Origin of the sequence: Luteolibacter sp. SL250, assembly GCF_026625605.1 — a bacterium.
Taxonomy (GTDB): Bacteria; Verrucomicrobiota; Verrucomicrobiia; order Verrucomicrobiales; family Akkermansiaceae; genus Luteolibacter.
In genome coordinates this window covers 398553-417286 of the sequence record NZ_CP113054.1, presented here as the reverse complement: position 1 = coordinate 417286, position 18734 = coordinate 398553, and the positions used below count along the sequence as shown (strand labels likewise).

At 62.5% G+C, this 18734-nt stretch carries 18 protein-coding genes; 14 read left to right on the top strand and 4 right to left on the bottom strand.

Going from position 1 to position 18734, the window contains the following annotated elements:
• Nucleotides 1-55 precede the first annotated feature (55 nt).
• The gene (locus OVA24_RS01910) at nucleotides 56-1858 is read right to left on the bottom strand and encodes a hypothetical protein (RefSeq protein ID WP_267672941.1); all 1803 of its coding nucleotides are present in this window, start codon (nucleotides 1856-1858) and stop codon (nucleotides 56-58) included.
• 104 nt (nucleotides 1859-1962) lie between these two features.
• On the opposite strand from OVA24_RS01910, the gene OVA24_RS01905 reads away from it, so the two are divergent.
• The gene (locus OVA24_RS01905; RefSeq protein WP_267672939.1) at nucleotides 1963-2364 is read left to right on the top strand and encodes an acyl-CoA thioesterase; all 402 of its coding nucleotides are present in this window, start codon (nucleotides 1963-1965) and stop codon (nucleotides 2362-2364) included.
• 59 nt (nucleotides 2365-2423) lie between these two features.
• Here OVA24_RS01905 and mnmG read toward each other — a convergent pair whose 3' ends face one another.
• Nucleotides 2424-4313, bottom strand: a complete 1890-nt coding sequence (gene mnmG / locus OVA24_RS01900) for a tRNA uridine-5-carboxymethylaminomethyl(34) synthesis enzyme MnmG (protein ID WP_324287883.1) — start codon at nucleotides 4311-4313, stop codon at nucleotides 2424-2426.
• 121 nt (nucleotides 4314-4434) lie between these two features.
• Between mnmG and OVA24_RS01895 the strand changes: the two genes are divergently transcribed.
• From OVA24_RS01895 to OVA24_RS01835, 13 genes are all read left to right on the top strand, one after another.
• Nucleotides 4435-5004: a DUF6580 family putative transport protein gene (locus OVA24_RS01895; RefSeq protein ID WP_267672936.1), complete on the top strand. Its 570-nt coding sequence runs from the start codon at nucleotides 4435-4437 to the stop codon at nucleotides 5002-5004.
• Nucleotides 5005-5058: 54 nt separating this feature from the next.
• Nucleotides 5059-6135, top strand: a complete 1077-nt coding sequence (gene pdhA / locus OVA24_RS01890) for a pyruvate dehydrogenase (acetyl-transferring) E1 component subunit alpha (protein ID WP_267672934.1) — start codon at nucleotides 5059-5061, stop codon at nucleotides 6133-6135.
• A gap of 39 nt (nucleotides 6136-6174) precedes the next feature.
• Entirely contained in the window at nucleotides 6175-7161 is a 987-nt protein-coding gene (locus tag OVA24_RS01885; RefSeq protein WP_267672932.1) for an alpha-ketoacid dehydrogenase subunit beta, read from the top strand.
• Nucleotides 7162-7267: 106 nt separating this feature from the next.
• Nucleotides 7268-7495 carry an AbrB/MazE/SpoVT family DNA-binding domain-containing protein gene (locus tag OVA24_RS01880; RefSeq protein ID WP_267672930.1) on the top strand — a complete coding sequence of 76 codons (228 nt, stop codon included), beginning with the start codon at nucleotides 7268-7270 and terminating at the stop codon, nucleotides 7493-7495.
• A 5-nt stretch (nucleotides 7496-7500) separates the two neighbouring features.
• On the top strand, nucleotides 7501-7902 hold the full coding sequence (locus OVA24_RS01875) for a type II toxin-antitoxin system death-on-curing family toxin (RefSeq protein WP_267672928.1): 402 nt from the start codon (nucleotides 7501-7503) through the stop codon (nucleotides 7900-7902).
• Between the two features lie 41 nt (nucleotides 7903-7943).
• Nucleotides 7944-8243 (top strand): hypothetical protein, encoded by a 300-nt coding sequence (locus OVA24_RS01870; protein WP_267672926.1) that lies wholly within the window; start codon nucleotides 7944-7946, stop codon nucleotides 8241-8243.
• 166 nt (nucleotides 8244-8409) lie between these two features.
• The gene (locus OVA24_RS01865; protein ID WP_267672924.1) at nucleotides 8410-8796 is read left to right on the top strand and encodes a hypothetical protein; all 387 of its coding nucleotides are present in this window, start codon (nucleotides 8410-8412) and stop codon (nucleotides 8794-8796) included.
• A gap of 139 nt (nucleotides 8797-8935) precedes the next feature.
• A complete protein-coding gene (locus tag OVA24_RS01860; RefSeq protein ID WP_267672923.1) occupies nucleotides 8936-10240 on the top strand; it encodes a dihydrolipoamide acetyltransferase family protein in 1305 nt (434 codons plus the stop codon).
• Nucleotides 10241-10312: 72 nt separating this feature from the next.
• Nucleotides 10313-10642 carry a low molecular weight protein tyrosine phosphatase family protein gene (locus OVA24_RS01855; RefSeq protein ID WP_267672921.1) on the top strand — a complete coding sequence of 110 codons (330 nt, stop codon included), beginning with the start codon at nucleotides 10313-10315 and terminating at the stop codon, nucleotides 10640-10642.
• Nucleotides 10643-10932: 290 nt separating this feature from the next.
• A complete protein-coding gene (locus OVA24_RS01850; protein WP_267672919.1) occupies nucleotides 10933-11574 on the top strand; it encodes an SDR family NAD(P)-dependent oxidoreductase in 642 nt (213 codons plus the stop codon).
• A gap of 104 nt (nucleotides 11575-11678) precedes the next feature.
• Nucleotides 11679-13523, top strand: a complete 1845-nt coding sequence (locus OVA24_RS01845) for an FAD-dependent oxidoreductase (protein WP_267672918.1) — start codon at nucleotides 11679-11681, stop codon at nucleotides 13521-13523.
• The gene (locus tag OVA24_RS01840; RefSeq protein WP_267672916.1) at nucleotides 13474-15168 is read left to right on the top strand and encodes an FMN-binding protein; all 1695 of its coding nucleotides are present in this window, start codon (nucleotides 13474-13476) and stop codon (nucleotides 15166-15168) included. The genes OVA24_RS01845 and OVA24_RS01840 overlap by 50 nt, the downstream gene beginning before the upstream one ends.
• The gene (locus tag OVA24_RS01835) at nucleotides 15165-15983 is read left to right on the top strand and encodes an FAD:protein FMN transferase (protein ID WP_267672914.1); all 819 of its coding nucleotides are present in this window, start codon (nucleotides 15165-15167) and stop codon (nucleotides 15981-15983) included. The genes OVA24_RS01840 and OVA24_RS01835 overlap by 4 nt, the downstream gene beginning before the upstream one ends.
• A gap of 24 nt (nucleotides 15984-16007) precedes the next feature.
• Here the strand turns inward: OVA24_RS01835 and OVA24_RS01830 are convergent, their stop codons facing one another.
• A complete protein-coding gene (locus OVA24_RS01830) occupies nucleotides 16008-17510 on the bottom strand; it encodes an SUMF1/EgtB/PvdO family nonheme iron enzyme (protein ID WP_267672912.1) in 1503 nt (500 codons plus the stop codon).
• A gap of 19 nt (nucleotides 17511-17529) precedes the next feature.
• On the bottom strand, nucleotides 17530-18675 hold the full coding sequence (locus tag OVA24_RS01825) for a tetratricopeptide repeat protein (RefSeq protein ID WP_267672910.1): 1146 nt from the start codon (nucleotides 18673-18675) through the stop codon (nucleotides 17530-17532).
• Between the last annotated feature and the right edge of the window lie 59 nt (nucleotides 18676-18734).

Below are 18734 nucleotides of genomic sequence, written 5' to 3'. Positions count from 1 at the left end.
GGAAAAACGGACATCTTATCTCCCATCATCTTCCGGGAATCCTACCTGTGACGACTCACTGGGCATCCTCCCCGGCATCGGTCTCCGGCACCTCACCGATCACGGCATTCAGTTCATCCAAGGTGGCGTTGAGGGACTCCCTCATCTCAACGAACGCTTCCGCTGCGGCAGCGGCTTCCCGCTCCCGGCTGAGGCTGAGCCGTTGTGCGCGGGAAAACGTCCGGAGAGTGGTGGTCATTTCCCGGACCGACGCCAACAGGTCCCGGTCCTCCGAGTATTTCTCCAAGCTGTCCACCTGCGCCCGGGCGGAGTCGTAATTCTTGTCGAGCTTGGCAAGATCGATGTCCGCAGCGGCCTTCCCCCGCAGCCAGGCCAATGGCTGCATGGCGCTGCGCAGCTCGAAGGCGAGAATCTTCCGCGAGATCCGGGTCGGGCGCTCACCGGCACCCTGGATGGCCAGCAGCTTCGGAGAAGCGAAATACGGAGCTTCCGCTGACAACTCCGCCAGCCTCTGCCTCACGAAGCGGTTGGTAACGTACTGGCCGATCGGCAATGTCGCGCCCTTGCTCCTGACCTCCTGGAAACGGGCCAGGATTTCCGTAAGCGGGCTGGCGGTTGCCGCAGCGGACCGCTCGACCAGCTCCTGATGGTTGGACGCCAACAGGACATCGTACCTCAGGAAAAACTCCGGATTCTCCAATGCCAGGATCCAAGGCAAGAGTTCGGCGGCATCCGCCGGGATCACCAGCCGTCCGCCGGGACCACCGGACAACGCACGCAGCCGGTCCCACACATCCGGTGGCGATTTGAACGAGCCATCCGCATCCAGCCTCCCGATCACAATGCCAGCAGGTGCCTTCCCGGAAAGGGCGGCATCCAGCAACACAGCCGCCGCACCCGAAAGCGCATCGCGGTTACGGACCGGGAGGTAGGAGTTCTCCTCCCCCAGATTCAAGGTGACCTGGGAGCCGGCAGGCAGGGCGCCATGCCGCTTCACAAGCACCGCATGCAGGGCCCGGTTCATCCGGTTGACCTGCGTGTTCTCCAGCGTGAAATCGATGGTGAAGGTCATCGGCTTTACGACGGGAGCCTCCGGTGGAGGCGAAGGCAGGATGGACGCCTTCATTGCCACGGAGGTCAGCTTGAGCTGTTCGTCGCCGGTATCCTTGTCCAGCTCCCAGAGTGGAGTGAAAATGGTGGCGGATTCCAACTGGAGCGTGGTCTGTGGCAGCGGTGTCTCCTTTGCCTGCGGATTCCCACCCTCCGGCATCGGCATGCTATCCACAACAACCTCTTTGTCAGCAGGTTGCACTCGATCAAAAGCTTTCAGGTCCGCTACCCAGGGCGTCCAGGCGCCTTTCTCCCCTTTTTCCAGCAACGATGCTGCATCCGGATGGCTGGGATCCGCCATGGAAATGACATCTCCCAGACAGGCGGCGAGAGCTTGGCCATCCGGTCCGGCCTCAGGGGATCCCAACCACTTGAGCACACCCCAGATCTCTTCGCGGCTTCGTTGCAGCTCACGTTTCCCCGCCTTCCCTCCCGGTGCTCCTTTGGCCGCCGCAGCCAAAGCAGTACGGGCCTCGGCACTGGCCGGGTTCAATGCCAGGGCGAGTGCCAACATCTGGGCGACGATCCTCCGGTCCGCCGCGTTCTCACGCCGCTGCGCATGGCTCAACGCCACCAGGTCCGATGAAAGGTTGGTCATCAAATCCACCTCAATGGGCAGACGGTCCCGGCGGAACGCCACCGGCCCTTCCTTCGGCACTTCAAAGTGTCCCGCTGCGGCGGCCATGTCCCCCACCGCCAGCACTCCGGCGATGATCCAACTTCCGCATCTGATTCCCCACGCAGCCATTTTTCAAACCAGACTGGCCACTCCTACGACGAAGCTCAAGCGAACATTGCAATCCCGACGACGATCCCTTGGCAAACGGCTCCCTTTGCGGCATGGATTCCGCCATGCCGATTTCATTCCCGACGATGGAAACCCGCGAGGAGGTGATGTTTTTCGACACGGACTGCGGAGGCGTGGTCCACAACATCGCCTACCTGCGGATGATCGAGACCTGCCGCACCCGGCTGGCCGCGGGCATGGGCATGGATCTGCGGAGCATGTCGGAAACCCAGCTTTTCCCTGTGGTCACGCGAACAGAGATCGACTACCGCCGTCCGGCGAAGCTGGGTGACTGGCTGACCATCCGCGGTGCTGTGGCGGAAATTTCAAAGGCGCGCTTCTGGTGCCAGTTTGAAATGATCCGGGAAAGCGATGGCACCACCCTGGTCACTGCCCGGCAGTCGCTGGCCCTCGTGCAGATGCCGGAAGGAAAGCCTGTGCGTCTGCCTGCGGAGTGGGTGGGATGAAGAGAAGAAGTTTTCAGGGAAGAAGCGGACATAGCGGCTCTGCCGCAATGTCCACCCTCCTACCTTTCCCGTTCCAGCTTCTCCAGCCAGACGACCAGCATGGCGATGTCCGCCGGAGTGATGCCCGGAATGCGCGCTGCCTGGCCGATGGTCAAGGGCTTGATCTCCGAGAAGCGGAGCTGCGCCTCCTTCTTCAAACCACGGATCGAACCGTAGTCAAGATCTCCGGGAAGCCTCCGGTTCTCCTGCCGTGACATGCGGTTGATCTGAGCCTGCTGGCGTTCGAGGTGCCCCTCATACTTGAAATTCGTCTCGATCAGCGGCCAAAGTTCCACGTGGAACTCTCCGAGGAGGGATTCCGGCAGCGATTCCCACTGGTTCTCGTTGCGGCGCAGCCACAGGTCCAGTTTGACCCCTTCATGGGAGGTCTGCCGCACCCAGGTTTCCGCCCGGGCGAGATCCGCCTCCTTCTCCCTGATCCGCCGAACCCGCTCCCCTGCCACAAGGCCGAGCTCAGCCGCCTTCGGCGTAAGCCGGAGATCCGCGTTGTCCTGACGGAGGAGCAAGCGGTATTCGGCGCGGCTGGTGAACATGCGGTAGGGCTCCGTGCAGCCACGGGTCACCAGATCGTCCACCATCACACCCAGGTAGGCTTCGTCCCGACCGAGCACGAAATCCGGGCGACCCAGCACCTTGAGGGCGGCATTTGCCCCGGCGATCAGCCCCTGCCCTGCTGCCTCCTCGTAGCCGGAGGTGCCGTTGATCTGACCCGCGAAGTAGAGGCCCTCCACCTGCTTTGTCTCAAGGGTGGGCAGCAACTGGGTGGGCGGGCAGTAATCATATTCCACCGCATAGCCCGGGCGGAGGATCTCGCACTTCTCCAGACCGGGAATGGTCCGCAGGAAAGCGAGCTGCACTTCATAGGGCAAGGAGGTCGAAACCCCGTTCACGTAATACTCCAAGGTGTGTCGCCCCTCCGGTTCAAGGAACACCTGATGGCGTTCCTTTTCGGCAAAACGGACCACCTTGTCCTCGATGGAGGGGCAATATCGCGGCCCAACTCCCTCGATCACGCCACAATACATGGGCGACTGGTCGAGATTTTCCCGGATGATGTCGTGGGTGGCGGGGTTGGTGTAGGTGATCCAGCAGGGCATTTGTTCCACGTGGAACGTCGGATCACACCAAGGATTCAGCGTGAACAGGTCATCGTCCTGCCTTAGCAGGGTGTCTGCGATGTAGCTGAACTTCGGCACCGGGCTGTCCCCTTCCTGACGCTCGCACTTGGAGAAGTCGAGTGATCGGCCATTCAGGCGGCAAGGAGTGCCGGTCTTGAACCGCTCCACCTGGAAGCCGAGGCGCTTCAGGGAATCGGATACAGTGGAGGTGGCATCCCCCATCCTACCCCCTTTCTCATTCCGCAGGCCAACGTGCATGAGGCCACGCATGAAAGTTCCGGCACTGAGGATGACAGATTTCCCCACCAGCTCCATGCCGAGGGACGTCATCACACCTGTGATGTGGTCGTTCTCTACCAGCAGATCGGCGACGTTGCCTTGGTGAAGATCCACTCCGGGCATGCCTTCCAGCTCCCGCTTCATCCGGAACTGGTAGGCTTTCTTGTCGCACTGGGCACGAGGAGCCCGGACCGATGGACCTTTCGATGCGTTGAGCATCCGCCACTGGATGGCGGTCGCGTCCGTATTCAGACCCATCGCACCGCCGAGGGCGTCGATCTCCCGGACCATGTGTCCCTTCGCCAGGCCTCCGATCGCGGGGTTGCAGGACATCTGCCCGACGGTGTCCAGATTTTGCGTCAGCACCGCCACCTGGCAACCGAGACGGGCGGCAGCCAAGGCAGCCTCCACCCCGGCATGGCCGGCACCAATCACAATCACATCATAGGTTTTCGGGTATCTGAACATCGGCCGGGGGCGCAGTTTAGCCATGGAACTCCCCACCTCAAGCACGGATCTGGTGATGTTCCACGTGGAACATAGAGCCGACGAATCCTTCCAAACAAAGGATTTTCCCCTCGCCCACTACCGGGAAATCCTCCATCGTCGCCGCATGAACCGCTGGGTCCCCGTCCTCATCCTGATCGCCTTGCTGGCTGTCTTCCGCGTGCTGGGCAGCGCCTTTCCCACCACCCTCCCGAATCTCCAACCGCTGCTGGCACTGTTCCTCTGCAGCTTCATTTTCCTCGACGGGAAGCAACGTTGGTTGGTGCCAGGCATCGTCTGGGTGCTGACCGACCCGGTTACCAGTGCCCTCCAAGGCTATCCGGTTTTTGGCTGGCACCATGCCGCCATCGCCCTGGGGATCGCCGCAACCATCAGCATCGCCATGGTGGTTCGTCCGAAGCCCGCCGCCACACCGGTGCTCACCGGTGCCGTCGCCTCCGCTGTCATCTTCTACTTCCTGACCAATCTGGTCTCCTTCCTGACCGACCCGCTCTACACAAAGGACGCCGCCGGATTCGTCCAGGCCCAGTGGACCGGTCCGGTGGGTCTCGGCCCGACCTGGGTTTTCCTCCGCAATCTCATCGTCGCGAACACGCTCTTCACCGGCCTCTTCCTCCTCGCCCGCCTTTCCCTTCCTGGCACCGCCAAAGCCCCATCCCAAATCGCCGCGAGATAAGTCTTGCCCGTTACTGCCCCGCTTTCTAAGTCCCTACCTTCCAAACGCCAGTCCATGTCCAGCGCCACCTCGACCCCTCTTGATTTCTCAACTGCCGCGATCAACAAGAACCTCACTGCGGAGGAAAAGATCGGTCTCTTCACCCAGATGGTCCGCATCCGCCGGTTCGAACAGGCATCGCTGAAGTATTACAACGCGGGTAAGATGGGTGGCTTCCTCCACCTCTACATCGGCCAGGAGTCGGTCGCTGTCGGCACCATCTCCCTCTGCGGCAAGGACGACCACGTCATCACCGCCTACCGCAACCACGGCCACGGCCTCGCCTCCGGTATGAACATGAACGAGTGCATGGCGGAGAACTACGGCAAGCAGACCGGTTGCTCCAAGGGCAAGGGTGGCTCGATGCACTACTTCGCTCCGGACAAGAACTACTGGGGCGGCCACGGCATCGTCGGCGGTCAGACCCCGCTCGGCCTCGGCCTCGCCTACGGGGTGAAGTATCTCGGCAGGAAGGGTGCCTGCCTCTGCTACCTTGGCGACGGCGCCGTCAACCAGGGTGCCTTCCACGAATCCCTCAACATCGCTTCCCTTTTCGACATTCCCGTCATCTTCGTCATCGAAAACAACGGCTACTCGATGGGCACCTCCCAGAAGCGGTCCTCCGCCTACAAGGGTTGCCTCGCCCAACGGGCGGAAGGCTATGACATGGAGTGGGATGTCATCAACGGCTCCGACGTCTATGAGGTCCGCGCCAAAACCCAGATCGCCCTGGAACGCGCGCACAACGAGAGCCGCCCCACGCTGCTGGAGATCGACACCTACCGCTATTACGGCCACAGCGTCGCCGACGCCAACGCCAAGAAATACCGCACTCCGGAGGAGATCGAAAACTACAAGCAGAACCACGATCCGATCAACCTCTTCCGCAAGCGCCTGATCGACGAAGGAGTCCTCACCGAGGAGAAGGCCGACGAGATCAACAAGGCCGCCCAGGCGGAAGCCGCCGACGCGGTGAAGTTCGCCGAGGAATCCCCACCGCCGACCGTCGCGGACATCATGACGGACATCTATTGGGAAAGTGACAACAACACCGAGGCTTCCAAGATCGGCCGCCACTTCTTCAACGACTGATTTCCCCATCCACCTTCACACCTCCCAATTTCCACTTACATGTCACGTATTCTTACCTACCGTGAAGCGCTCCGCGAAGGTCTCGATGAGGAACTCGCCCGCGATGAGAACGTCGTCCTGATGGGCGAGGAAGTCGCCCAATACAACGGCGCCTACAAGGTCACCGAGGGCCTCTGGAAAAAGTGGGGCGACAAGCGCATCGTCGACACCCCCATCTCCGAAGCCGGCTTCATCGGCATGGGCATCGGTGCTTCCATGCTGGGCGTCCGTCCGGTCATGGAGCTGATGTTCTGGTCCTTCCACTCCGTGGCCTTCGACCAGCTCGTCAACAATGCCGCCTGTGTCCGCTATATGTCCGGCGGCCTCGCCAACTGCCCCATCGTGGTCCGCGGCCCTGCCAACGGCGGCACCGGGGTGGGTGCCACGCACTCCCACATTCCGGAAGGCCTTTTCGCCGCATTCCCCGGTCTGAAGGTCTGCGCTCCCGCAACCCCCGCCGATGCGAAAGGTCTGATCAAGGCGGCCATCCGTGACAACGACCCGGTCTATGTCATGGAGAACACCCTTCTCTATGGCACCACCGGTTCCGTGCCGGACCCCGCCGACGGTGACTTCGTCGTGCCGCTCGGTCTGGCCGACATCAAGCGCGAAGGCTCGGATGTCTCGCTCATCGCCCACGGCCGCTCCGTGATCCAGGCGCTCGCCGCCGCGGAGATCCTCAAGGAAAAGCACAACATCAACGCCGAGGTTCTCGACCTCCGCTCGATCCGACCGCTCGATCAGGATGCCATCCTGAAGACTGTCAAGAAGACCAACCGCGTCGTCCTCGTGGATGAATCGAAAGGCTTCGGCGGTGTCTCCGCGATGGTTTCCCACCTCATCCAGGAGCACGCCTTCGACTACCTCGACGCGCCGGTCAAGCGTGTCACCACCATCGACGCGCCTGCGATCTACTCGCCGCACATTGAGAATGAGCAGCTTCCGAACCCACGCCGGATCGTGGAGAAGGTGCTGGCCCTCGGCTGATCCGTTTGACGGAAGTCCCAGAACTTCAAAAACCCGGCGCGCTTCCCGTGTGCCGGGTTTTTTTAGCGTCTTGATTCCGTTGGAACATGGGTTATAACTTACCAAAATGAATGCGACCCTGAAGATTACAACCATCGGAAACTCGGCTGGAATCATCCTTCCCAAGGAGGTTTTGGAAAAGCTCCGGGTGAGCAAGGGCGACAGCATTACTCTTACGGAGACCCCCGATGGCCTCCTTCTGACTCCTTTCGATGAGACCGTCGCCCGCCAGATGGAAGTGGCGGAGCGGATCATGCGTGAGAACCGGAACATGCTCAGAAAGCTTGCCCAGTGAACTCCATGAGCGCTCCAGAACCTGAGTGGGTGGCCGAGACAACCCTGCGCCTCGTCCATCAGCGGCAGCTCGCCGAGCACGGTGGGCTGCCGGGAATCCGAGACGAAGGGTTGTTTCTCTCCGCCGTCGCACGGCCCCAGCAACTTTGGTGCTACGGAGATCCACCGCCAGATTTTTGCCAGCTCGCTGCCAGCTACGCCCACGGTCTTGCCAAGAATCATCCTTTCCTCGACGGCAACAAGCGGACCGCTGCCATCGCCTGCGAACTCTTCCTGAACCTGAATGGCGTCTTCTTCCTTGTCGGGGAAGAGGAGAAGTATCCCCACTTTCTCGCCCTCGCCGCCGGCGACCACACCGAGGAATCCTTCGCCGGCTGGCTGCGGTCGGTCACCTCCCCGCCCGCCTGAAAATCCTTGCACCCCGAGCCGTCCGTCCGAATTTAGGAGTTATGAAAGCGTCCCTCCTCCTGCCCCTTGCCCTGCTCACCGCCGCCTGCCAGCCGAAGAACGCTCCGGATCCCCCACCGCCGGATGCCGCCGGAAAGCAGCCTTCCGATGCGGTTCCCACGCCGGATTCCTTCGTCGGGCTGACCCTTGAAGCGGCCGAAGCGAAGGCCAAGGAAGCGGACCTCCCCTGCCGTGTTGTTAGAAAGGACGGCGAGGACTTTCCCGTCACCCGCGACTACCGGCCGGAGCGCCTCAACTTCACGGTTGAAAAAGGAGTGGTGACAAAGGTCACAACCGGTTAGATTCACGGGTGCCCGAGGTGCTTTTTCATTGCCAAGACCCACTCCGCTTCTAGCATTTCCATCATTATGAAACGCATTGCCGTCCATCTCGCACTTGCCGCCGTGGCGGTCGCCCTCAGCTCCTGCTGCTGCCTCTTCTGATTTCCAACAAAAACTCGAACCCGTCATGAAAAACCTGCTGCTCCTCGTCTCCCTCGTCGCCGTTTCCCTCGGCTTCTCCTCCTGCTGCTCCATGTTCGGCGCCCAGACCGCCGACTACCGCACGGTCACCAAAAAAGTGAAAACCTGCGGCTATGACATCGTCACCGAGCAAGTCCACACTCCCGGTGCCAAAGGTGGCATGACCGAGACCGTCGAGAAGAAGGTTCCCCGCTACAAAACCGTGACCAAGAAGGTCAAGGTGAAGTGCGGTTCCTGCGTGCGCTTCTACTGCCCGAAGAAGGGCTGCTGCGGCACCTCCCATGACAAGTTCCTCAAGATGGCCACCGTCCAGGGCGGAACCGGCAGCCCCCACATGGGCCTCGTTCCTTCCATGAAGCCACTGGCTCCCTGAGACACCTGACCAGAACCCATTTCCAAAGCGCGGCGGCCATCCAAAGCCCCGCGCTTTTTCTTTCCCCTCATGGCCTGAAAAGGCTGGAAAACCCCCGTCATTCTCCCATCTTCACCTCGACCCCATTTTCATCCAAGCCATGTCAGTGAACATCGAAATGCCAAAACTCTCGGACACCATGACCGAGGGCACCCTTATCAAATGGCACAAAAAAGTCGGCGATAACGTCGAGATCGGCGACATCCTCGCGGAAGTCGAAACGGACAAGGCCACGATGGAGATGGAAGCCTTCGACGAAGGCGTGCTCACGGAGATCCGCGTGCAGGAAGGTGACAAGGCAACCATCGGTTCCGTTCTCGCCGTGCTCGGCGGCGAAGGTGGAGGCAGCGCGCCTGCGCCGGCCGCGGAAACCAAAGCAGCCGAACCGAAGGCAGGGGAAACCGCACCTGCCGCTGCCAGCACCCCGGCTCCCGCCGCGGCTCCACGTGAAGACGGTGAGCGCATCAAGGCATCCCCTCTCGCCCGCAAGATCGCAGCGGACCTCAATGTCGATCTCGGCAACGTCACCGGCAGCGGCCCAGCCGGCCGGATCGTGAAAAAGGACGTCGAGAATGCCTCCTCCTCACCTGCGAAGAAGCCCTCCAGCGACGCCTCCGCCGCCGCCGCGCTGGCCGCCTCCGCAAAGGGCAAGGCGTCGGCACCTGCTGCGGCAGCCGCTCCAGCCGCCCAGGCCATCCTGCCCACCGCGAAGGAAGGCGACGAACGCATCGAACTCTCCAGCATGCGGAAAGTCATCGCTTCCCGCCTGCTCACCTCGAAGGTCACCATCCCCCACTTCTACCTCCATCTGGAAGTGGACGCGGCCCCGCTCATGTCGCTCCGCAAGCAGGTCAACGACCAGGCGGAAAAGACCCACGGCAACAAGTTCTCCGTCAACGACTTCATCCTTCTCGCCACCATCCGCGCGGCGGAAGCGGTGCCAGCGATCAACGCCTCCTTCGCCGGTGACCACATCGTGAAGTTCAAGCACGTCGGACTCTCCGTCGCCATCGCCGTCGAGGACGGTCTGGTCACCCCGGTCATCAAGAAGGCGGAAACCCAGTCCCTGCTCGCCATTTCCCAGGCCGTCAAGGACTTCGCCAAACGCGCGAAGGACAAGAAGCTCAAGCCGGATGAGTTCGACGGCGGCACCATCACCGTCTCCAACCTGGGTGCCTGGGGCATCGAATCCTTCGACGCGATCGTCAACCCACCACAGGCGGCCATCCTCTCCGTCGGAGCGGCCATCGAAAAACCCGTCGTCAAAGGCGGCCAGATCGTCCCCGGTCTCCGTATGAACATCGGTCTCTCCTGCGACCACCGCGTGGTCGATGGCGCCGTTGGCGCGGAGTTCCTCTCCCAGGTCAAGAAGCTGCTCGAGCAACCCGCTCTGATGCTTCTCTGATCCCGGAACGGATTGTCAGATTCAACCAGCGGCGGCTCCTTCCGGGGAACCGCCGCTTTCCGCATTTCCCCCATGCCTGCCAGAAAACTCCTCTTCATCTGCTCCCAGAACAAACTCCGCAGCCCCACCGCGGAGACCATCTTTGCGGACACACCGGGCATCGAAGCGGACTCCGCCGGGTTGAATCATGATGCCATCGTCCCCCTCAGCCCCGAACAGCTCGCCTGGGCGGACGTCATCCTTGTCATGGAGTCCACCCACCGCAACCGGCTGGCGCGGCACCACGGGGCCTCCCTGAAGGGCAAGCGGGTTGCCGTGCTCAATATCCCGGACAACTACGACTACATGGACCAGGAGCTCATCAGAATCCTGAAAGTGAAGTGTGCGCCCTACCTTCCTTGAGCCCCCTTGCCTGCTCTTTCTGATGAATTCTTCATTTTTGACCTCATAAGATCTTCTTCTTCATCGTGTGAACAACCTCCGGAAATGGCTGTTCCCCATTGCAGTGATGCACGTTCCACGGAAAGAATAACGTGGGCAACAACCTGCACCGCCCGGGAAAAAGGCATCCGGAGCCGGGCTGGCAAAGTCCCTTTTCGCAGACATTCGTAGGTTATCCACATCCTTTGAACGGAATGCTGGGAATATCGTGGTGCTTGCCGCCCGGTGTGGATCATTGCAGCGTTTCCAAGGTGAGGAGAATCATCATCACAGGTGGCCAGGGGGATCTTGGAAAGGAGATCGCAGCCGTGTTCCGGGAGGAAGGCTGGCAGGTTGACGCACCCGGTCGTGACGTCCTGGATGTTTGTGACCGGGAGAAGGTGGCGGCCTATTGCGGGTCCGCTCCGGTCGATCTGCTGGTGTGTTGTGCGGGCGAGATCTCGGACGCTTTGCTGGCACGGACGTCCCCGGAAGATTGGGACCGCTCGCTGGAGGTGAACTTTGCCGGGGCCGCCGCCGCCGCTGCAGCCGTGATCCCCGGGATGAGAAATCGGAAGGAAGGGCACGTCGTCTTCATCTCCAGCAATTCCGCCATCCATCCTCCGGCTGGACAGGCAGCCTATGCCACCGGGAAGGCGGCGTTGCTCGGCCTCACCGAGTCCTTGGCGCGAACCCACGGGGGGACGAATGTGCGGGTGAATGCCATCCTCCCCGGATTTCTGGAGACGAAGATGACCGGTGGAGTCACACCAAGGCGGCGTCACGAAATACTGGGCGCACACTGTCTGGGCCGTTTCAATACGGTCCGGGCGGTGGCCGGATTCGTCCATTTCCTCCATGAGGGCCTGCCGCATACCAGCGGCCAGGTCTTCCGGTTGGATAATCGGCCTTAGTTTCCACTCGCCGATGATTCGGCTTTCCCTGCCATATTTTTTTGAAAAACTACCACTCCACGTGGAGTATCACCACGCTCCTGAACCAAGCCCACAGACAACACATGAAATTTCTTTTACCCTTATGTCTTTCCGCCGCGTTGCCGCTGCACGCCGGAACTTTCCTCGTTGAAGCGGAACAATTCGCCGACAAGGGCGGTTGGGGCGTTGATACCCAGTTCATTGAGACCATGGGCTCACCTTACCTGATCGCCCACGGCCTTGGCAAACCGGTGGCGGATGCGAACACCGAAGTCGAGGTGAAGGAAGCGGGCAACTATCGTGTCTGGGTCCGCACCATCGACTGGACCAAGCGTCTCGGCCAGAAGGACAGCGCCGGACGCTTCCAGGTCTCCATCGACGGCAAGCCGCTCGTCGCGGAGCTGGGCAAGGACGACACCAAGTGGACCTGGCAGCCAGCGGGCAAGGTTGACCTGAAGGCGGGCAAGGTGAAGGTCGGCCTCAAGGACCTCACCGGCTTCGACGGCCGCGCGGACGCCGTTCTTTTCAGCAGCGACGAATCCTTCAATCCTCCGGGTGACGCCACCTTCGAGGAGCGCACCGCGTGGAAGATCCCGGGCGTGCCAAGCGCGATCGAGGACACGGAAAACTACGACCTCGTGGTTGTCGGCGGTGGCTACGGCGGCCTCGGCGCTGCGATTTCCGCCGCCCGCATGGGTGCGAAGGTCGCGCTCATCCAGAACCGCAAGGTTCTCGGCGGCAACGGATCTTCCGAGATCCGGGTCTGGGCGATGGGCAACTATCCGCCGAGCGAGTACGCGCTTTCCGACATCATCAAGGAGTTCGAGGACAAGGCATCCGCCTCTCCCGCCCCGGCGAAGGAGTTCGTCGATGACAAGAAGATGGACGCTGTGAAAGCGGAGAAGAACATCACCCTTTTCCTCGGCCACCACGCCTACGGGCTGGACATGAAGGACGGCAAGATCGCCTCCGTCAAAGCCGTCGATGTCGAAGCCGGCAAGATCAAGCGCGTCAACGGCCGCCTCTTCGCGGACTGCACCGGTCACGGCTTCATCGGCCTGTGGTCGAAAGCGGACACCGAGATGGCTGAAAAAGGCCGCATGGGCATGAGCAACATGTGGATGTGGGAAAACCAGGCTGAACCGGTGAAATTCCCCGAGCAACCCTGGATGGTGAAGTTCACCGCCGACAACTTCCCGTATCCCCGCATCCGCCACGGCTTCGGCCACGCGGAGTGGTTCTGGGAAAGTGGCTATGACGACCACCCGATCAACGACCTTGAAAAAATCCGCGACCTGAACCTGCTCGCCTCGTTCAGCGCCTGGAACTCCATCAAGAACCACGGTGCCTATGCGGACCGTGACCCGAAGAAACACGAGAACGCCGCCCTCACCTGGCTCGCCTATGTCGGTGGTACCCGTGAAACCGTTCAGATCCTCGGCGACGTCGTCCTCTCCGGAGAAGACATCGTCGGCAAGAAGGAGTTCAACGACGCGACCGTGCTGACCACCTGGTCGATCGACCTTCACTATCCGGTCGACAAGTACAAGGACTCGATTCCCGGCCATCCGTTCATCTCCCGCGCCGTTCACGGCAAGGGCGTGGACAAGAACGTCGGCTACCCGATCCCATACCGCACGCTCTACTCCCGCAACGTGCCGAACCTGTTCATGGCTGGACGGAACATCAGTGTGGGCCGTGAGGCTCTCGGCACCATCCGCGTGATGAAGACCATCGGCATGATGGGTGTGACCGTCGGTCGCGCCGCCGCCCTGGCCACGGCCCGTGACTGCATGCCACGCGACATCTACACCAAGCACCTCGATGAAGTGAAGACGCTCTGGAAGAAGCCAGGCAAGGAACGCGTGGAGAACATCGATGAGCTGCGCAAGTCCCTCGACGACAAAGCCAAAGCGCCTACCCTCTGAGGGCAGGCGGCGGCTGAAAAAGTGGGCGATCGCCTGCTACCGGCTCGGCATCATTCTGGCGGCGCTCGCATGTCTGCGGGCGCTGCCGAAGGCCGGACCTTCCCTTGATACGGACCGCCTCCTCACGGAGGCGAAGTCCGTTTTTCCGAACACGGCTTCCATCGGGGACCCGAGCGAAGGGATGTATCCCCTGCTGGATGCCAACGGTGAGACCCCCATCGGATGGGCCACCTCGAATTTTCCCCAAGGAGCGAAGATCCAGGGCTATTCCGGCCCCAGTGAGGTCCTCGTCATCTTCGATGCCAACCGCGCGGTGAAGGCGGTGCGTTTCCTCAACAGCGCGGACACCGCGGGCCACGTGAAGATGGTCCGGGATGACCTGCCATTCTGGGAGCAATGGACCGGCAGGGCCGAGTCCACCCTCGGCAAGCTGGAGAAACCGCGTGTGGTCTCCGGAGCGACCATCACCAGCGAGGCCATCGCCCGCGGCATCGCGGCGCGCTTCGGTGCGGAGGGCATGGACGAATGGTTCCCGGAACCGCTGAAGCTGGACCAGGTCGCCAAGTGGTTCCCAGGAGCGGACGGCATCGCGGAGACCCGCGAGCCCGGAGCCTCCCGCATCACCAAGGGCGGAACTACGATGGGCACCGTACTCCGCAGCAGCCGGATGGGTGTTTCCGCCCGCGGCTTCAACGGCACCTCCGACGTCATCGTCTGCCTGGACCCGGCGGGAGGGAAGATCCTGGGAGTGGGATTCCTCGGCAGCCGTGACAACGTGCCGTACATCGATGATGTGCGGGAGGAGATGAAGTACGCGGACGGCTTCGCCGGAAAGACCGTGGCGGAAGTGCTGGAGGAGGATCCGGACCAGTCGGAGAGCCTCTTCGTCAGTGGCGCCAGCGTCACCACCTACGCGGTGATCGAGAGTGTCCACGAAATGCTCCGCCGCCATGCCGCGGAGGAGGGCGGGCATGGCTTCCCCTGGAAGAGCGCGCTGGCCTTTTCATGGATCGGCCTCGGAGTGGTGGTCGGCCTGGCGAAGTGGGGCAACAAGGCGAAGGTGAGGCTCGGCTTCGCCGTCATCTCCGTCGCTGCCGGGGTGACGCTCGGCTGGATGGTGAGCCAGGACCAGTTGGTCGGCTGGGGTGAGAATGGTTTCAGCCTGCGTGGCGCGCTGCCTCTGCTGGTGCTGACCGCGGTGGCGATGGTCGTCCCCGCCTTCACCGGGAAGAACATCTATTGCGCCCGCATCTGTCCCCATGGCGCCGCGCAGTCCCTCGCCGGGCAGGTGATCAAGAAGCGTTTCCCGTTGCCGAAGAAAGTCCATGCCGTCATGGAGCGGGTGCCCTGGCTCACGCTCGGCGTCATCTGGGTCCTTGCGTTCCTTGGCAGTGGCATTCCCTTCGCTTACTTCGAGCCATTCGAGACGTGGAGCAGCGGATTCGTCGCCTTCATCCCTGCAGCGATCTTCACCATCGGCATCATCGGCGCGTTCTTCCTGCCACAGGCATACTGCCACTACGGCTGCCCGACGGGTGCGATGTTCAAGTTCCTGACCCACGCACCGGGCCGGTGGACGTCGAAGGATACCATCGCCGGGGCACTTGTCCTTGCCTCCCTCGTGCTGGTAATCATCAAACGATGACCGGGAGATCCATCGTCCTGCCGGGATTCATCCTGGTGGTCCTCGGGATGCTCGCCGTCGTCCTGGTCCGGAAATCCGGAGGAGAGGTTGCGTCCATCCGTGGTTCCGCGATGGGCACCCACTGGACGGTGGAGTGGCGGGGCGACGCCCCGGAACCGGTGGTCCTGAAGCGGGAGATTTCCGCGACCCTGGAGAAATGGGAGCAGGTTCTCAGCCAGTGGCGGCCGGATTCGGATCTTTCCCGCTTCAACCGGGGTGAGCCTGCGACCCCGGAGCTGGCCCGGGTGCTGGAACTGGCGGATGGGATCAAGCGGAAGTCAGGCGGCGCCTTCGACCATCACCTGCTCGCGGAGGTGCATGCGGCGGGATTCGGCCCGCAGGGGAAAGGCGTCGATCTTTCCTCCATCGGCAAGGGATTCGCCGTGGACCGTGTCTGTGAACATCTCGGCAAGCTGGGCATGCGGGACTTCGTCTTCGCGCTCGCCGGTGAGGTACGGGCAGTGGGCCGGCCGTGGCAGGTGGAGATCGAGAAACCCCTGTTGGCGGAGTCCGTGGAGGATCACGTGGTGATGCTGGAAAATCAGGCGGTCGCCACCAGCGGCAACTACCGGCAGTTCCGGGAGACGGAGGAGGGCCTGGTCACGCACATCATCGATCCCGTGACGGGAAAACCCGTCATCCGCCCGCCGTCATCCGTGACGGTGATCGCCGCGGACTGCGCGACGGCGTCGGCGTGGGCCACGGCGCATTTCGTACTAGGTCCGCAGTATAAAGGGGATCTCCCGGAACTGCGGGTGTCCTGGCAGCATCCGTGAAATGGGATGCGGGCTCCTTCCGCATCATTGCGCGTCCGGCTCGTACACCACGCGGAAGCCCAGGTCCGGGCGGCGGAGGGAACGGTCCGCCGTCCACTCGCGGGACAGCGCACCCTGGGCGGGCTTCAGGTAGGATCCACCGATGATGACGCGGAGGCTTTCACCGAGCGGATTCGACGGATCGGGCGCCGGGCGGAGGATCCATTCGGAGACGGACCCGGCCATGCCGACGATGCCGTCCGGGGTGCGGTCGGGTGTCTTGTCGGTGACGGCGGAGAGCCAGTTGCCGATGGGCAGTGCGGAGGGCTTGGGGACGGACTTGCGGAGGGCGGCGAACCATTCTTCCTGCGTGGGCAGGCGGGCGCCTTTCCATTCGGCGTAGGTCATGGCATCCCACCAGTCGACTCCGACGACGGGAGACTGCAGGGTGACGTTGCGGCCTTTCCAGGTACCATTGCCCTTTGCGGCGGCCAGCAGCGCGGCCCAGTCCTCCGGCTCGTGGCTGGTTTTTTCCGCGGGTTGCCCCTGGGGGTCGAACAGCTTTTCGCGGTCCGACTTCGCGAGGATGGTCAGCGCGTCGAGGAACTCGAGGTATTCGCCGATGGTGGTTTCATGGGCGGAGATGCGGAAGGAGCGCAGCGTTTCCTCCGTCCCATCCGGCGTGGGATAGGTTCCCTGGGGGACCAGCACGGGATCCGGCAGCGGGAGGCGTGCCGCCGCTTTGGAGACAGGCGGCTTGGTCTTGAAAGCGATGAACGCGATGGCGGCCAGGGCGGCTCCGGTGATGATGGAGATCATCAGGATGGGCTTCCGCTTGGTGATGTCCTGCTTGCCGTAGGGGGCGCTGATGTTGGAGAGAGGACCCGTGAGCTGTTCCTCGATCTGTTCGCAGAAGGTCTTCACATCCTGCCAGCCGATGGGCTCCACGACGCCTTCCCCCCTCATCCAGCCGAGTACGGATTGGATGCGGGTGGTCCCCGGCTGGTTCAGCGCGACCAGTGACCGGAGCGCCTCGCCCATTTTCCGGATGTCGCGCAGGGACTGGTCGGGCGTCCGTCCGCCGGCGATGACCAGGTTCTTCAGGCGGATGACATTGTGGTCGTCCAGGTGGATGGAGTCCAGGTTCAGGTGGGACGTGGCGAAGCCGTGGGACTCATGATAGAGGTTCGCTTCCGCGATGCGGCGGAGGAACACGGCCATCTTCTCCGGGAGGAAGGTTTCCTCCGCCAGCCTGCGGTCTTCGAAGGTGGCGCCGGGCAGGAACTCGTGGGCGTAGAAGCAAAGGTCCCGCTCGATGACAGCTTCATAGACGGTCCCGACGTGGGGGTGGTCCACGGCCGCCTTTGCCCGGATGTCCGCCAGGAAGGCGGCGCTGCGGGACGCGCGCTGCGGGTCCAGTTCATCCACCAGCACGCGGCGGCCTACGGAGACCTGTTCGGCGAGCCAGGTGGTGATGAGGGGGGTTTCCACCAACCGTTCGATCAGCAGATAGTCGCCGAGCCGGCGTTCTTCATGGGTGGATTCCATTGGTGGCGGGTCAGGGAAATCAGTTGCCGGGGAGTGGCGGGAGGGACTCGATCGGAGGCACCTCCAGTGTCGGGAGGAGGGGCGCGTTGTAGTTGATGTCCGGCGGTAGCTGGTCGAAGGAAGGTTCCTGCACCGGCATTTGCTGGGCGGGCTGGGCCTTGGCGCGCCCCAGCAGGTCCCGCGGCCATGCCTGCACGTCGAGGATCTCCCCTTTGTAGAAGAGGGAGACGATCTGGCCGTAGTATTTCTCCTGGCCGAAAAGGTGCCCCGTGGCGCCCTCCTGGGGCTGGATGGCGTAGGTCACCCGCAGCGGTTCCTCGCCGCCGGCGAAGTCGATGGGCATCGACGGCCATTCATCCTTGCTCGACTCCATCGCGGGGGAGTCGATCGCTTTCATGATCTCCCCCTTCGAGTTGCGGTTGAAGAACTCCACCTCGACGGAAATTTCCGCCGGGTCGATCGCCGCATCCGGACCTTTCTGGACGGGGATGGTGAGGATCACGCGCTCGCCTTTCTCCACGCGGGTGTCCTTGAAGATACGGACGCGGCCGAGGGCGAGTTTGCCCAGGGCGTCGCCCGGTTGTTCGAAGCCATCGCGCAGTTTCGCCGCCGCCAGTTCGTAGAGCGCACCGGCACCGGACACACCCATCTGGAAAACCCTCTCGTAGTGGGCGGACGCCTTGTAGTAGGTGCCCATGGTTTCGTGCATGAGGCCCAGCTCGTAGTGCACGCTCGGATCGTCGGGTGATTGTTTCAGGGCCTCATCCAGCTTGGTGATGGCGGCCATGATGTCACCTGCGACGCGAGCCTTCCGCGCCTCCTTCACCAGCCGTTCCGACAGCGGATCCGCGATTGCCGGCGCGGCGATGGGGGTCGGCTCCGGTGCGGGCACGACCGGAGGCGGCGGGGCCGGGGCGACCGGTGGACGGGCGACGATGGAGGCTTCATCCTGCCGGTCCGGGCGTTTTGCCGGAACCTCCACGGGGACGATCTTCGTCACCTCTTTTTCGACAATACGGACCTGCTTGGATGCCTCCAGCCGTTCTGCCAGGGACATGCCTGCGATGACAAGCTGGCTGAAGCCAACGATCCCCATCGCCCAGCAGGCGATCGGAAAGATCGGGGCTTTTGACGCCACAGCAGCTTTGGCTTCGGGTCCGGGCATTGTCGGGGGAAGATGGCAGGTCGGAACCCGGTGTCAATCCGCCGTGGGTGGCATTCGCC